The organism is Hansschlegelia beijingensis, from assembly GCF_045505405.1.
GTDB classification, from domain to species: Bacteria; Pseudomonadota; Alphaproteobacteria; order Rhizobiales; family Methylopilaceae; genus Methylopila; species Methylopila beijingensis_A.
In genome coordinates this window covers 1-14,331 of the sequence record NZ_JBJKEX010000051.1, presented here as the reverse complement: position 1 = coordinate 14,331, position 14,331 = coordinate 1, and the positions used below count along the sequence as shown (strand labels likewise).

Annotated in this window: 12 protein-coding genes; 8 read left to right on the top strand and 4 right to left on the bottom strand. The window is 67.0% G+C overall.

Going from position 1 to position 14,331, the window contains the following annotated elements:
• Positions 1–135 precede the first annotated feature (135 nt).
• Positions 136–1,509 carry an FAD-containing oxidoreductase gene (locus tag ACIKT0_RS05545; RefSeq protein WP_407104378.1) on the top strand — a complete coding sequence of 458 codons (1,374 nt, stop codon included), beginning with the start codon at positions 136–138 and terminating at the stop codon, positions 1,507–1,509.
• 249 nt (positions 1,510–1,758) lie between these two features.
• Positions 1,759–4,164 carry a TonB-dependent receptor gene (locus ACIKT0_RS05540; protein WP_407104381.1) on the top strand — a complete coding sequence of 802 codons (2,406 nt, stop codon included), beginning with the start codon at positions 1,759–1,761 and terminating at the stop codon, positions 4,162–4,164.
• 122 nt (positions 4,165–4,286) lie between these two features.
• On the opposite strand, the gene ACIKT0_RS05535 is transcribed toward ACIKT0_RS05540, so the two are convergent.
• Both ACIKT0_RS05535 and ACIKT0_RS05530 read right to left on the bottom strand, forming a co-directional pair.
• Positions 4,287–5,006 (bottom strand): metallophosphoesterase family protein, encoded by a 720-nt coding sequence (locus ACIKT0_RS05535; protein ID WP_407104377.1) that lies wholly within the window; start codon positions 5,004–5,006, stop codon positions 4,287–4,289.
• 15 nt (positions 5,007–5,021) lie between these two features.
• Positions 5,022–5,783 carry a nucleotidyltransferase family protein gene (locus ACIKT0_RS05530; protein WP_407104380.1) on the bottom strand — a complete coding sequence of 254 codons (762 nt, stop codon included), beginning with the start codon at positions 5,781–5,783 and terminating at the stop codon, positions 5,022–5,024.
• Between the two features lie 186 nt (positions 5,784–5,969).
• On the opposite strand from ACIKT0_RS05530, the gene ACIKT0_RS05525 reads away from it, so the two are divergent.
• Together ACIKT0_RS05525 and kdsA are read left to right on the top strand one after the other, a co-directional pair.
• Entirely contained in the window at positions 5,970–6,410 is a 441-nt protein-coding gene (locus tag ACIKT0_RS05525) for an adenylyltransferase/cytidyltransferase family protein (RefSeq protein WP_407104376.1), read from the top strand.
• Positions 6,411–6,530: 120 nt separating this feature from the next.
• Entirely contained in the window at positions 6,531–7,379 is an 849-nt protein-coding gene (gene kdsA / locus ACIKT0_RS05520) for a 3-deoxy-8-phosphooctulonate synthase (protein ID WP_407104375.1), read from the top strand.
• A gap of 35 nt (positions 7,380–7,414) precedes the next feature.
• Here kdsA and ACIKT0_RS05515 read toward each other — a convergent pair whose 3' ends face one another.
• Together ACIKT0_RS05515 and ACIKT0_RS05510 are read right to left on the bottom strand one after the other, a co-directional pair.
• Positions 7,415–8,053 carry an acyltransferase gene (locus tag ACIKT0_RS05515; RefSeq protein ID WP_407104374.1) on the bottom strand — a complete coding sequence of 213 codons (639 nt, stop codon included), beginning with the start codon at positions 8,051–8,053 and terminating at the stop codon, positions 7,415–7,417.
• A gap of 60 nt (positions 8,054–8,113) precedes the next feature.
• Positions 8,114–9,382, bottom strand: coding sequence for a right-handed parallel beta-helix repeat-containing protein (locus ACIKT0_RS05510; RefSeq protein WP_407104373.1), 1,269 nt, complete (start codon positions 9,380–9,382; stop codon positions 8,114–8,116).
• A 347-nt stretch (positions 9,383–9,729) separates the two neighbouring features.
• On the opposite strand from ACIKT0_RS05510, the gene ACIKT0_RS05505 reads away from it, so the two are divergent.
• The 4 genes from ACIKT0_RS05505 to ACIKT0_RS05490 form a co-directional block, all read left to right on the top strand.
• Positions 9,730–10,740 carry a KpsF/GutQ family sugar-phosphate isomerase gene (locus tag ACIKT0_RS05505; RefSeq protein WP_407104379.1) on the top strand — a complete coding sequence of 337 codons (1,011 nt, stop codon included), beginning with the start codon at positions 9,730–9,732 and terminating at the stop codon, positions 10,738–10,740.
• Positions 10,741–10,764: 24 nt separating this feature from the next.
• Positions 10,765–12,684, top strand: a complete 1,920-nt coding sequence (locus ACIKT0_RS05500; RefSeq protein WP_407104372.1) for a capsular polysaccharide export protein, LipB/KpsS family — start codon at positions 10,765–10,767, stop codon at positions 12,682–12,684.
• A 31-nt stretch (positions 12,685–12,715) separates the two neighbouring features.
• A complete protein-coding gene (locus ACIKT0_RS05495) occupies positions 12,716–13,816 on the top strand; it encodes an FkbM family methyltransferase (RefSeq protein ID WP_407104371.1) in 1,101 nt (366 codons plus the stop codon).
• 2 nt (positions 13,817–13,818) lie between these two features.
• Positions 13,819–14,331, top strand: a 513-nt coding sequence (locus ACIKT0_RS05490; protein ID WP_407104370.1) for a KdsC family phosphatase, incomplete at its 3' end; no start/stop codon positions are given.

The following is a 14,331-nucleotide window of genomic DNA, read 5'->3' as shown; positions in this document are numbered from 1 at the left end:
CGCCGCGCTCGGCACGCTCGGAGGCGCCGCAGGGCGGGCGCGCCTGGCGGCGGCGCTGGGACGGGACATGCCGGCGGCTCTCATCGAGGACGTCATAGCGATCGGGCTCGCGGCCGCGACGGTTGGAGCGCTGCTGTGAGCGCCCGCTTCGACGCCATCATCATAGGCGCGGGCCAGGCCGGACCCGCGCTCGCCGGCCGGCTGACCTCCGCTGGAATGACGGTCGCGATTGTCGAGCGAAACCTGTTCGGCGGCACCTGCGTTAACACCGGCTGCACGCCGACCAAGGCCATGGTGGCGAGCGCCTATGCGGCCCATCTCGCCCGCCGCGCCGCGGACTACGGCGTCAACGTGCCGGCCGGCGTGAGCGTCGACTTCGCCGCCGTAATGGCCCGCAAGGACGCCATCTCGGGCAAGTCCCGCGACGGCGTGGAGTCGTGGCTGCGCGGGATGGAGCGGTGCTCGGTCTATCAAGGCCACGCGCGCTTCGTGTCGCCACGCGAGATCAGGGTCGGCGAGGAACTGCTCGCCGCCGACCGCATCTTTCTCAACGTGGGCGGCCGGGCGCTCGCGCCGGACCTGCCGGGCCTCGGCGACATCCAGCACCTGACCAACAGCTCGATACTGAGGCTCCAGCGCCTGCCCCGGCGGCTGGTGGTCATCGGCGGCAGCTATATCGGGCTCGAGTTCGCGCAGATGTTCCGCCGCTTCGGCAGCGAGGTGGCGGTGATCGAAAAGGGGCCGCGGCTCGCGAGTCGCGAGGACGAGGACGTCTCCGACGCCATCACGGGCATTCTGGAGCGCGAGGGCGTCGAAGTGCGCGTGGGCGCGGAGTGCATCCGCTTCGAGCCGCGCGGCGACGAGGTGGCGGTCGGGCTCGACTGCGCGTCGGGCGCGGCCGAGATCGTGGGCGACCAGGTGCTGCTCGCCATCGGCCGGCGCCCGAACACCGACGACCTCGACGTCGAAAACGCAGGGATCGAGCTTGACGGCCGCGGTTACGTGAAGGTCGACGACGAACTCAGGACCACGGCCCCCAACATCTGGGCGCTCGGCGACTGCAACGGCCGCGGCGCCTTCACGCACACGGCCTACAACGACTTCGAGATCGTGGCCGCGAACCTGCTCGACGGCGCTTCCCGCCGGCTAAGCGACCGTATCCCGGCCTATGCGCTCTACACCGATCCGCCGCTCGGCCGCGTCGGACTTACCGAGGCGCAAGCGCGGGCGACGGGCCGCGCCATCAGGGTAGGGAGGCGGCCGATGACGCGGGTGGCGCGCGCCGTCGAGAAGGGAGAGACCGACGGCTTCATGAAGATCGTGCTCGACGCGGAGAGCCAGGAGATCCTGGGCGCCGCGATTCTCGGCGTCGGCGGCGACGAGGCGATCCATGGCGTCCTCGACGCGATGAACCTCGGCGCGCGCTACCCCGAACTTGAGCGCGCCGTGCCGATTCATCCTACAGTGTCGGAGCTCATCCCGACGATCATTCAGGAAGCTTTTCCATAGGCGTCTGCCAGATGTTCCCGGCGCATCACGAAATAGTGCCCGACGAATTGGCCAGACCTGCCCGTCGATAATAATAATGTTGTAAATCAGCACCTTAACGCCGGAATCTGAGCTCGCCACATCCGTGTTGGATTGATGGCCACTCTGCGGTCGTTCTAAAAAAATCGTGACTGCCGGGGACAGGCAGGATTGTCGCGTGAGGGGACTTCGGGGATGGGGCTTAGAAGATCGGCCGCGCTGTTGGGGACAGTGAGTCTGGCGACGCTTGCGTCGCTTGGGCCTGTCCTGGCGCAGGATGGGCGCGCGACCGCCCTCGAGGAAATCGACGTCATCGGCACCACGCCGCTCGGCGGCGACGCGCTGGACCGCGATAAGGTCCCGGCGGATGTGACGACCCTCACGCAGAGCGACTTCTCCAACGTCTCTCAGAGCTCCGTCTCGGAAGCGATCGCGCGCAGGACGCCGTCGGTCAACCTCAGCGACGTGCAGGGCAACCCGTACTTCAAGGACTTCTACTTCCGCGGCTTCGTGGCCTCGCCGCTGAACGGCATTCCGCAGGGCTTGGCCGTCTACCAGAACGGCGTCCGCCAGAACGAGGCGTTCGGCGACACCGTCAACTTCGACCTCGTCCCGGAGGTCGCGATCGACCGCATCGACATCTGGACCAACAATCCGGTGTTCGGTCTGAACGCGCTCGGCGGCGCGCTCAACATCAAGATGAAGAACGGCTTCACCTATCAGGGTCTGGAGACCGAGTTCCTCGCCGGTTCGTTCGGCAAGTTCTCCGGCAACGCCCAGTGGGGCCAGCAGTTCGGAAACTGGGCCACTTACCTCGCCCTGGAAGGCGAGCGTGACGGCGGCTGGCGCGACTTCTCGAAGTCCGACGTCAAGCGGGTCTATGGCGACGTCGGCTACAAGGGCGACGCCGCCGAAATTCACCTGAACTTCTCGCTCGCGGACACGCATCTCGGCGTGGTGGGCCCGACGCCGCGTGAGCTGCTGGAGCGCGGTGGCCGCAAGAGCGTCTACACCGGCCCGCAGACCACCGACAACCAGGCGGCGCAGCTCAACCTGACGGGCGAGTTCGACCTCGGGAGCAACTGGGGCCTGCAGACCAACGTCTACTACCGCCGCTTCAAGCAGAAGCACGTCGACGGAAACGACACCGACGTGCGGCCGTGCGAAGACAATCCGGCGCTGCTCTGCCTCGAGGCCGACGACATCATCGATCCCGAGACCGGCACGAACCCGGACGAGGATGATCCCCGCCTGATCGTCCGCGACCGCAACGGCGACCCGATCGCGACTCCCGCGGGCTTCGCCGCCCGTCCGGGCTCGATCGAGCGCTCGCGAACCAAGAACCAGACGGTCGGCGGCACCGCGCAGGTCACGAACACGGGTCAGCTGTTCGGCAAGACCAACCACTTCGTGGCCGGCGTCAGCTACGACCACGGCTGGAGCGACTTCAGCGGCTACAGCGAGCTCGGCATCATCCCGGACAACCTGCAGGTGATCGGGACGGGCGACATCTACCACACCACCATTCCGGGCGGCATCCTGCCGTCGGACGTGAAGACCTGGAACAACTATCTCGGTCTCTACGTCAGCGACACGCTCGACCTCACCGACCGGCTGTCGGCGACGCTCGGCGCACGGCTGAACTACGCGCACATCAAGCTGCGCGACAAAGGCCAGTTCTTCAACGTCGACCTCAACGGCAATCCGGCCGGCGCCGGCCTCGACGGGTCGCACAACTTCACCCGCTTCAACCCGATGGCGGGCCTGACCTACAAGATCACTCCCGAAATGACCGCCTATGCGGGCTACTCGGAGAGCAACCGCGCTCCGACGCCGCTCGAGCTCGGCTGCGCCGATCCGTCGAACCCCTGCCAGCTTGAGGGCTTCCTGGTCTCTGATCCGCCCCTGAAGCAGGTCGTGACCCGCACCGGCGAGATCGGGCTGCGCGGCCGCACCTCGAACTTCGGCGGCGTCATGAACTGGAAGATCGGCGGCTATTTCGCTCAGAACCACAACGACATTCTGACGGTTCCGAGCCCGCTGACCGGCCGCGGTTACTTCGTCAACGGCGGCAACACCCGCCGCGCTGGCGTCGAGCTCTCGGCCGACTACCAGACCGAGACCTGGGGCCTCTACGCGAACTACAGCTACATCGACGCGACCTTCCGCAAGAACATGATCCTCGGTTCGCCGAACAGCCCCTCGGCTGACGGCCGCGGCGAGATCCGTGTGCGAAAGGGCGACAACCTGCCCGGTATCCCGGAGCATCAGTTCAAGGCCGGCTTCGCCTTCAAGCCGCTTCCGAAGCTGACCCTGGGCGCCGACGTGGTCGCGATGTCGAGCCAGTACTTCGTGGGCGACGAGTCCAACCAGGAGAAGAAGCTGAAGGGCTACGTCGTCTTCAACGCCAACGCGTCCTATCAGGTCACCGACCAGATCCGGGTGTTTGGCCTCGTCGACAACGTCTTCAACAACAAGTACGCGACCTACGGGACGTTCTACGACAACGACGACATCGAGTTCCTGAACCTCAGGGGCAGCCGGAGCATCACGCCGGCCCGTCCGCGCGGCTTCTACGGCGGCATCGCCTACAAGTTCACCGCGGACGCCACGCCGGTGCTGACCACCAGGGACTGAGCCCAGGCTCAAGACCCGCGATGACGAGGCCGGCCCCCCGGGGCCGGCCTTTTTCGTCTTGAGCGATCTGTGCGGCCGAGCCTGTCAGGCGTCCGCGGTTTCGCTCGCGGACAAGCGAAGGTTCACAACTCGAGCAGGGCGTAGGGCCGCCCGCCCGGCTTCTCGATGTGGTGAGCGACGTTGAAGACCGGGACGCCGCCGGGTGTGCGGCCCTCGAAGACCCCGCGATGCGCGTGGCCGTGAACCACCGCCTTGACCGGGAACCGGTCGATGATCTCCGCGAGGCGGGACGACCCGAGGAACGGGAAGATCTCGAGCGGCTCGCCCGCGACCGTCTCGGGGATCGGCGCGTAGTGCAGCACGACGAGCGCGCGCTCCGACGACACCTTGCGCATCGCGTTCTCGAGCCGCATCGCCTCGCCGAGGCTCTCGGCCACGATCGCCTTGATGGCCGGCTCGCCGAACGCGCCCAGCATCGCCTTGCCGAACCCGCCGACGAAGCCCTTCACGCCGACGAAGCCGACGCCCTCGATCTCGGTCGCCTGACCGTCCAGCAGCCGCACACCCGCCTGCCGCAGGATCGTGGACACCTCATCGACCGCGTCGGACTCGAAGTCGTGATTGCCCAAGACCGCGACGACCGGAACGGAGCATGCGCGCAGATCCTCGGCGAGCAACTCCGCCTCGCGAGGCTTGCCCAGATCGGTGAGGTCGCCCGCGAGCACCAGCGCGTCCGCCTCGCGGGAGATCTCCGCGAACATCTCCCGGAAGGAGCGCGTCGCCTCCTCCTTCACATGCAGGTCGCCGATCGCAGCGACTTTGAGAACCCCGTTGGCCGTCATCGCTTCTCCGCCCGTTCAGTCGTTCCGCCAGTCGCCTTCGCCGCCGACGTCGGCGAAGCCCCACTCCGCGACGTCGATCGCGTAATCCACGCGTGAGAACATGCGGCCGCGGCAGACCTTCATCTGCGGGCGCGGGAGCTCGCGCTGCCGCGCCATTCGGCCGAGCAGCTCATCCAGCAGCCAGTCCGGGATGGCGTCCCGCTCGGTCGGGTAACACCATCGGAAATTGACCAGATGGGCGAGCAGCACCTCCCAGTGCAGCTCCATGTATTTGAGCAGACGGGACCAATCGATGTCGTCGCGGGCTTTCAGGATGACATGGGCGATGTCGGGCCCGTCGTAGCGATGCCGCAGCTGGATGAAGCACTTGGACCAGATCAGCTCGGTCGGGGAGACGATCTTGAGCTTCTGACCGAACAGCTCGACCTGTCGCGCGTGTTCGAACCAGGCGTCTCCCACCGGCATCGTGCCGTTGGCGGAGGCGAAGATGACGTCGAAGAACAGCTCGCCGCGGATCACCTTGCCGAGCCAGCGCTCATCCTCGACGACGATGTCGAGGCCGCGGTTCTTGAAGTGTCCAAGGATGCGCGGGAAGTCGCTCGCCTTGCAGAACACGTCGAGATCCTTGGTCTCGCGGGTGATCCCCGTATAGGCGCTCACCGCATAGGTCCCCGCCAGCAGGAACGGGATCGACGCGGCGTGCAGCTCGGCCAGAGCCTCTTCGTAGAACGCGGCGGCGCCGGGCTGCGACAGTTCGGGTTCCGCCTTGGCTACGATCTGACGCACGCGCTGCTCTCTCGTTCCTGTTCGTCCTGCCTTTATCGGGAACACCCGCGCTGCGGGCTGGTTCCCTGGCGCGAGGCGGGGGGCGCAGCTCCGACGGCCCGCGGCTGTCACCCGCCTGTCAGGGAGCCGCCGTAGAACGCGGGGTGGCGTGGGGCCTAGCGCTCTTTCGGAGTCGATTTGGTCAGGGTCATCACCTACGGCACGTTCGACCTGCTCCGAGCCGTCCATCTGGACTTCCTGGAGCGAGCGGCGGCGCTCGGCGACGAGCTCTATGTCGGCGTCTCGACCGACGCGTTCAGCCGTATGAAGGGCGAGCGCTGTCTGATCGATTTTGAAGCCCGCATCAGGCTGGTGGGCGCGCTGCGGTGCGTCAGCGGGGTCATCCCCGAACACGACTGGGAGCAGAAGCCCGCGGACGTCCAGAGGCTCGGCGTCGATGTCCTGGGGATCGGGGGCGAATGGACCGGCAGGCTGGACTTCCTCCGGCCGTGGTGCAGGGTGGTCTACCTGCCGCGGCCCGGCAGCCTGAGCACCGTGCTCCCGGGCGAGAAGATCAGCCAGCGCGGATCAAGTCCCGTGGTGCTGCCGGAGCCGCCGGAACCTCGCGCCTCGGGATGATGGTCCGGCAGGCGAGAGAGCGGCCGGCGCGAGATCGCGGCTCGCGCTTGTGACGATTTCGTCATAACCACGACACCGCGGCTTGCTTATCTGCGGCCCAACGCATCGGAGAACCGCCCAATGAACGCTCCCGTCCAGAACCGCCCCGAGGCCGTCGTCGAAATCGGCTCGGCGCGCTTCGGCGCCGAGCTGCCGCTGGCGTTGATCGCAGGGCCGTGCCAGCTCGAGAGCCGCGACCATGCGCTCGAGGTGGCCTCGGCGTTGAAGGAGATGACGGACAAGCTCGGGATGGGGCTCGTCTTCAAGACCTCGTTCGACAAGGCGAACCGCACGAGCGCTTCCGCTCAGCGCGGCGTCGGTCTGAAGGCGGCGCTGCCGGTGTTCGCCGAAGTCCGCGAGCGCCTTGGCCTGCCGGTGCTGACCGACGTGCATGACGCCGCGCAGTGCGCGCCGGTCGCCGAGGCCGTCGACGTGCTGCAGATCCCGGCCTTCCTGTGCCGGCAGACCGACCTGCTGCTCGCCGCGGCGGCCACCGGGCGCGCCGTCAACGTCAAGAAAGGTCAGTTCCTCGCGCCCTGGGACATGCGCAACGTCGTGGACAAGCTGACGAGCGCGGGCAACCGCCGCGTCCTGCTGACCGAGCGGGGCGTCTCCTTCGGCTACAACACGCTCGTCTCCGACATGCGCGCGCTGCCCGAGATGGCGAAGACCGGCGCGCCGGTGATCTTCGACGCCACCCATTCGGTGCAGCAGCCGGGCGGGCAGGGCACGTCCTCGGGCGGGCAGCGCGAGTTCGTGGCGGTGCTGGCCCGCGCCGCGGTCGCGGTGGGCGTCGCCGGCGTCTTCATCGAGACCCATCCGGATCCGGACCGGGCGCCCTCGGACGGCCCCAACATGCTGGCGCTCAAGGACATGCCGGCGCTGCTGGAGCGCCTGATGGCGTTCGACAGGCTCGCCAAGGCAGGCTGAGGCGCCGCGGGGGACGGGGCGCCCGCGTCCCGCCCTCAGGCTTGCCGCAGCGCCAGTTCGGGTTCGACCGGGAGCAGCCGACGGTCCCAGTCCACGTTCCGCCGGATGATCGCGGCCGGCACGCCCGCGATCAGCACATAAGGCTCGTGGAACGACTTGTTCACGAAGGACTTGGCGCCCACGATCGAGTTGTCCGGAACCCGCACGCCCTTCGACACGACCGCCTCCAGCCCGATCCAGACGTGGTTTCCGATCGTCACCGAGCCCGGCCGGTTGAGCCGCAGCCCGGTCGCCCGGTCGATGATGGAGTGCGAGTCCGAGGTGCGGATCTCGATGCGCTTCGAGAACATGCAGTCCTCCCCGATCGTCACGTCGCAGCCCTCGACGCTGTAGAGGGAGACGTGCTGGAACGAAGTGCGCGCGCCGATCCGGACGGTCTGTGCGTCGCCCTTGATGATGATCCGCCCGGTCAGGATGCAGTCGTCGCCGATCATCAGCCGGTTGCGCGAACCTCGGATCGTGACCTGGAGGCCGGCCAGCTTTCCGCCCGAGCCGAGGTCCGCACGGTTCGACTCGCCGGCCACCGATAGCGCCGAGGGCATCGAGGATCGTTCCCCGGAGAACGTGACCCTGTTGTTCCTCTGGTCGCACTCGTCCACGCGCTCAACGGTCACAGGCGTCTCCTGGGGCAGAGGCTGAAAGTCATCGAGGGGCGCCCGGGCGCGGGCTTTGGGTCACTGCGCGCGGCTGCACGCGTCGGCATAGCCGAGGCCCTTGAACGGCATGACGCCGCCTGCGCAGCGCACGGCCGTCGGCGAGGCCTCCCGGCCGTTCAGTTCGTTCGCGGCGAACCCGGACGGCGGCGCCCCGAACGCGAACACAAAGCCGTCCTGGGCGGACTGGCAGCGGTTGCGGGCCACCACGACGTCAACGACCGGCCGGCCGAGCTTTTCTGAGCGGGGCCCGGTCCCGACCACGGCGCAGGAGTTGGCGGCGCCGCTGATGATATTGTCGACGAAACGGTTGCGGTCGTCCTCGATCACGGCCGCGACCCCGACATCCGTGAACGTGTTGCGGGCGATGATGTTGCCGGGGGCTCGGTCCAGCACGTAATTGCCTTCGCCGTAATACGGGTCGCCGCAGTCCGAGGAGGCCAGGATGCGGCTTTGCCGTGAGGCGGCCCAGACGCCGATCAAGGAGCCCTGGATCTTGTTGTCCTCGATCCGGTTGCGCTCGCTCGGCTTCGTGCGCTTGAAGTTCCTGCCGTGGCCGGAAACCATCTCCTGGCAGTTCTTGTAGAGGTAGACCGCGCCGCCGTTGCCGCGGAACGTGTTGCGGCGGATGACATTGTCGCTCGAGGCGTCGATCGCCACGCCCTCTCGCCTTCCGAGGCCTCTGCGCTCGTGACGCGGGGAGCCCAGGCCGTTCGCGCTGAGTTCGCTGTCTTCGACCGTGGTCCGCATTGACTGCGGCCCGATATAGACCCCGACGCCAGCGTTCCGGCTGAGGCGAGAGCCGGTTATCCGCACATCCTGCGAGTAGGCCAGAACATAGATCCCGGCGATGTCGTTGTCGGTTGAAGTGACATTGTCGAGCGTGACCCGCTGGGTCGCCGCGACGTAGCGCTCTTCCTCCGTATACTTCTTCTCCCGCACCGAGGCGGGCGACTGCCAGCCGACCACCACGCCGCTGTTGGCGGCGTTGGCGATGCGGCAGTTCCTGACCGTGACGTCGCGAACGCCGGCCTCCACGCCGATTTCGATGCCGAACCGATGCCGCCGCCGGAGGTCGATCAGCGCGCCGCGGCAGTCGAGCACGGCGCCGCTCGTCTTCAGGACGATCGGCGCGTCGTAGACGCAGCCTTCGTCCAGCACGATGCCCCGGCCCGAGGTCTGCGGCGGCGGGCATGGCGCGTCCGCCGGCTCGGAACGGCCGCTTCGCTCCGCCTGCGCGCTCGCGGGCCAGACCAAGGCGCACGCGGCGGCGAGGACGATCGCCGTCAAACCGCTCACAAGCGGACGGACAGGTCGGGGATGCTGCATCGCACCAGGGATGAATAGATGGCCGGCCTTCATCCGCCCGTCCGCATTTCCGTCATCAGGGTCGTCGCTCCACCCCGCGCACGATAGTCACTGCAGAGTAGAGTTCATGGATGAAGGATTTGTGACAGTCATCGATATGTAATAAACAGGTACGCGGCGGCATTTTTAGGTCGATCAGTCTAAAAATGCTTGTTTGTGACAGCATCGCCATCTAGTTGGTGAATATAGACGGTCGCCGCGCGGAGGCGCTTTGCAGCCTTCTCGCGGCCCCGGCCGCCGAGTTCCACCGAGGAGATGGCGCAATGGATATGGCAGTGCAGCAGCCGTTCGGCGCGCTGGCTCAGGGCCGGTCGTTGGCAGCTTCCGTGGATTCCGCGCTGCGGACGGTCGACGTCGAGGTCGCGGGCGTGGCGCGTCTCCGGAAGTCCCTTGAAGGCGCGCTGGGTCAGAGCTTCGCGGAGGCCGTGGATCTGATCGGCGACGCCCCGGGCCGCACGATCGTCACCGGCATGGGCAAGAGCGGCCACATCGCGCGCAAGATCGCCGCGACGCTCGCCTCCACCGGAACGCCGGCTTTCTTCGTGCATCCCGCGGAGGCCAGCCATGGCGACCTCGGCATGATCACCACGAAGGACGTGGTGCTCGCCCTGTCCTGGTCGGGAGAGACCGCGGAGTTGCGCGACTTGGTGAACTACGCCGGCCGCTTCAGGGTGCCGCTGGTCGCCATCACGTCGAACGGCCGCAGCGCGCTCGGCAAAGCGGCGAACGTCGCGCTTGTCTTGCCGACGGTCTCCGAGGCCTGCCCGCATGGACTTGCGCCGACGACCTCGACGCTGATGCAGCTCGCGCTGGGCGATGCGCTTTCGGTGGCGCTGCTTGAGCGGCGCAGGTTCACGCCGCTCGAATTCAAGCGGTTCCACCCAGGCGGCAAGCTGGGCGGCGTGCTGACCCTGGTGAGGGACGTCATGCGGTCGGGCGAGGCGGCGCCGGTGGTCCGCACCGGAACCGGCATGGCCGACGCGCTGATCATGATGTCAGCCAAGAGCCTGGGCTGCGTGGCCGTCGCCGACGCGTCGGGCGGGCTCATCGGCGTCATCACCGACGGCGACCTGCGCCGGCACATGGGCCCACAGCTCACCGACATGACGGTCGACGCGGTCATGACGCGCGCGCCGCAGACCATCTCGGGGGAGGAACTGGCCGCCACCGCCCTGAGCGAGATGCAGGCCAACGTGATTTCGGCTCTGTTCGTGGTCGACCAGGGCCCGGAGATCGGCGTCGTGCATATGCACGACCTGGTCAAGCTGGGCGTCGCCTGAGCCGTGGCGGACGCTCTCCCAGCCTTGGACGCATGGTCCGCGCAGGACGGCGCCTTTCCGCCGCCCGCCATGCCGGGACCGGACGCTCTCCGCCCGCAGCCGGTTCGGCGCGATCCCGTGGCGGCGGCCCCGGCGAGACGCAGCCGGGCCTCCGCGGTCGTTCGAGCCCGGCTGGAATCGGGCGCCCTCGCGCTGATGAAGGCGAAGGACTTCGGCGCCGCGGAGCGAAGAATCGTCCGCCTCGCGCTCACCGGACCGATCAGCGACATCTGCTACATGGAGTACATCCAGAAGGTCGTTTATCCGCGGCACGCGACCAGGATCAGGGATCTCGCCAGCAGTAATCACATGGGCGTTTTTCAATCGCGCATGACGAAAGCCTTCGTGCTGGCGGGACAGGGCGACGTCGCGGGCGCTCAGGATCAGCTGCACGAACTTCTGAAGGCCACGGGCCCGAACGCCGATGTCTGGCGCGCTGTCTGGTTCATCTGTCGCTATGGCGGAATGGTCGAGGCCTCTGTCGACGCCGGCCGGCGCTATCTGGAGCTGACGCCCGGCGTCAAGTTCCGCTTCGCCAAGGGCCTCGCGCTGGTCGCGGAGCGGATCGGGAAGTTCGGCGTGATGAAGTTCGCGCTCAAGCGCGCCATCAAGGACGCCAAGGAGTGCGAGAGGCAGCCAAAGCTGTTCAAGCGGGAGTATGTGCGGCTCGCGCGGTTCTGGCTCGACGTCTACGACCTCGATCGCGCCGAGCGCGTCCTGGCGCTGGCGCGGAAACGGAAGCTCTCCGGCGTCGACGATCTCGCCGAGATGCTGGCGCTCGTGCGCCAGGAAACGGCCGGCTGGCTGGACCACGTCGAGGCGGCGCGGCTGGACCTCCAGAGGCGCATCCGGGGCGTGAAGTTGCCGACGCCGCCGGACGCCGTCGAGGTGGTGCTCTCCTCGGCGGCCCTCACCTTCAAGCCCGACGAGAACCGGCTGTTCAGGTCGACGCTCCGCTTCGCGCAGGGCGAGATTCTCGCGGCGGCGAGAGCGACGGGGCGGCCGATCCGCATTCGCTCGAAGCTCGACAGCCAGACGGTAGTCCCGGGGCGGAAGGGGAGGTGCCTGCTGTCCTATCACACGCAGGACGAGCCGGGCCTGAGCATGCACTTCAAGGAGGCCTATCACCCCGGCTACATCACGCTCGATCCCAAAGGATATGCGGGGTGGTGTTCAGTCGCCGAACTTGGCCTCGAGGATCTGAACCTTGGCGCGATCAACCTCGAGAAAGCGGAGGCTTTCTTCCAAGAGCGCGCCGGCACGCTGATCGCCAGGAACATCTCGAAATACGAGCAGCCGGATGCTGTCCGGCAGGAGCTGCCGACGCCCTATGTGTTCGTCGGCCTCCAGATCATCAACGACTCGGTCCAGCGCCTCGCCTATGTGCCGATGCTCGACATGCTGCAGGAGGTCTCGGAATATTGCCGCGCGAACGGCATGAACCTCGTCGTGAAACGGCATCCGCTCTGCACCTCGCCGGCGGTGGCGGAGCGCCTGAAGACAGGCGAGCGAACGGGCGAGTTCATCGTCTCCTCGGCTTCCGTCCATGACCTGATCCGCGGCGCGACCGCGGTCTGCGTGGTGAACTCCGGCGTCGGCTTCGAGGCGCTGTTCCACATGAAGCCGGTCTACCTGTTCGGTAAGAGCGACTACCGGCACGCCTGCTTCGAAGTTCGCCGCGCCGGCGATTTCGCGTCGATGTTCCGGGGCGAGCTTCCGTTGCTCCCGTCAGCGACGTTGAAACGCTACATATACTGGATCCACCATTCGCATTTCATCGATTGCAGCGACCGGATAACCGCGGGCGCCGAGATACGCGCAAGGGTCCTCGAATATATCGGAAGCAAGAAGAGCGTGAACTTCTTCGGCTCTCTGCGCCGCGCCTTTGCGTCGCGGTTCTTCTAGCCGACGAAGGCAGTAGGCGGGGCATCAAAACGTGACGGGGAACGATATGATCCGGATGGTCTCCGAGGCGCCTCTCTACAGGCGCGTCCACCAGAAGGCTGATTTCGCGCGGCCGACCTTCATCGTGTGCGACCTCGATGAAATGGAGAAGGCCAGCAAGTGGTTCAAAGCCGCAGCGGGCCGCAAGTCCGAGTTCATCGGGGGGCTGCAGGCCCAGCGGAACCTCACGGTGATCGGCAATGTCGACGTCGATCGTCTCCGTGAGCGGCCCGATCTCGCGGTGGTCGCCTTCGGCCGGCAGGTCCGGCGCAAATGCATTGCGCTGGCGCTGAACGGGTTCCGAAACGTGCTGTTTCGTGAGGACCAGAAGTATCGCGGCGGCCGGACGCAGTACGATTACCTTGAGAAGAACAAGGCCGCGCTTTCAGAACTGTTCGGGCTGCTGGCGGATGACGAGAGCCGGCGGACCCTGGGCTCGGTGATCCGCCACCGGATCTCGGGCGATCACGGTTATCTGCGGATGGCCGAGTATCCTGAGTACAGCCACCCGCAGGTTCGCGCGCGCGAGGGCTACGGTGTGATCGACGCCGGCGCCTATGACGGTCGGACGTCGCTCGACTTCGCGCGGCGGGTGGGGGCCGGCGGCAAGGTCTACGCATTCGAGCCGGACAAATCGAACGTGAAGCGGATCGAGAAGGTGATCGCCGAGGAGCTCACGCCCGAGCACGGCCAGATCGAGATCGTCGAGGCGGCGCTCACCGACAAGGAAGGCTTCGTGCGCCTCAAGGCGAGCGGCTCAGGGTCCTCGAACATCGACGACGATGGCGACGCCATTGTGCGATCGACGTCGATCGACGGCTTCCTGGCGGAGGATGGTTCGCGCCGTTGCGACCTGATCAGCCTCGACGTCGAGGGGTTCGAGCAGGCGGTTCTGGAGGGCGCGCGCGACACGCTCAACAACAGACGGCCGATGCTGCAGGTCAGCATCTACCACGCGATGGAGCACCTGTTCGAGATACCGCTCGCGCTCGCCCGGATGCTTCCGGACTACAGATTCTATCTCGGTCATCACAACAGCTACAGCACGGAGACCGATCTCTACGCGGCGCCCGTCGAGCGGATCGCGAGCTGACCATGCTGAGACGGCTCTCGGAGCCCGCGACGCTCGCCTTCCCGGCGGGAGTGAAGGCGCTAGTAATGGATTTCGACGGGGTGTTCACCGACGATCGGGTGCTGGTCGACCAGGACGGCCGGGAGGCGGTGTTCGCCAGCCGCTCGGACGGCATGGGGCTCGACCGGCTGCGCAAGCTGACCACGATCCGCACGCTGATCCTGTCGAAGGAGGTCAACCCGGTGGTCTCGGCGCGGGCGCGCAAGCTGAAGATCGAGGCCCGCCAGGGCATCGACGACAAGCTGCCCGAGCTCGACCGCTGGCTCGCCGAGAACGGCGTGACGCGCGCCGAGACGGCCTATATCGGCAATGACGTCAACGATCTCGACTGCCTGAACGCGGTCGGGTTCCCGATCGCGCCCTGCGACGCGCGGCATGGGAACGTCGACGGTGACCGCGAAGGGACCGCAAATCGCGGCCATTACTGGGAGCTTCGCGAAGACCCCCTGACATTGTTCGACCTAAACGGAGCGCAC

Bases quoted from the DNA above. Each gene is read 5' to 3' on its own strand.
- kdsA (WP_407104375.1), top strand. From the start codon at position 6,531: ATGAACGCTCCCGTCCAGAACCGCCCCGAGGCCGTCGTCGAAATCGGC.
- ACIKT0_RS05505 (WP_407104379.1), top strand. From the start codon at position 9,730: ATGGCAGTGCAGCAGCCGTTCGGCGCGCTGGCTCAGGGCCGGTCGTTG.
- ACIKT0_RS05535 (WP_407104377.1), bottom strand. From the start codon at position 5,006: ATGACGGCCAACGGGGTTCTCAAAGTCGCTGCGATCGGCGACCTGCAT.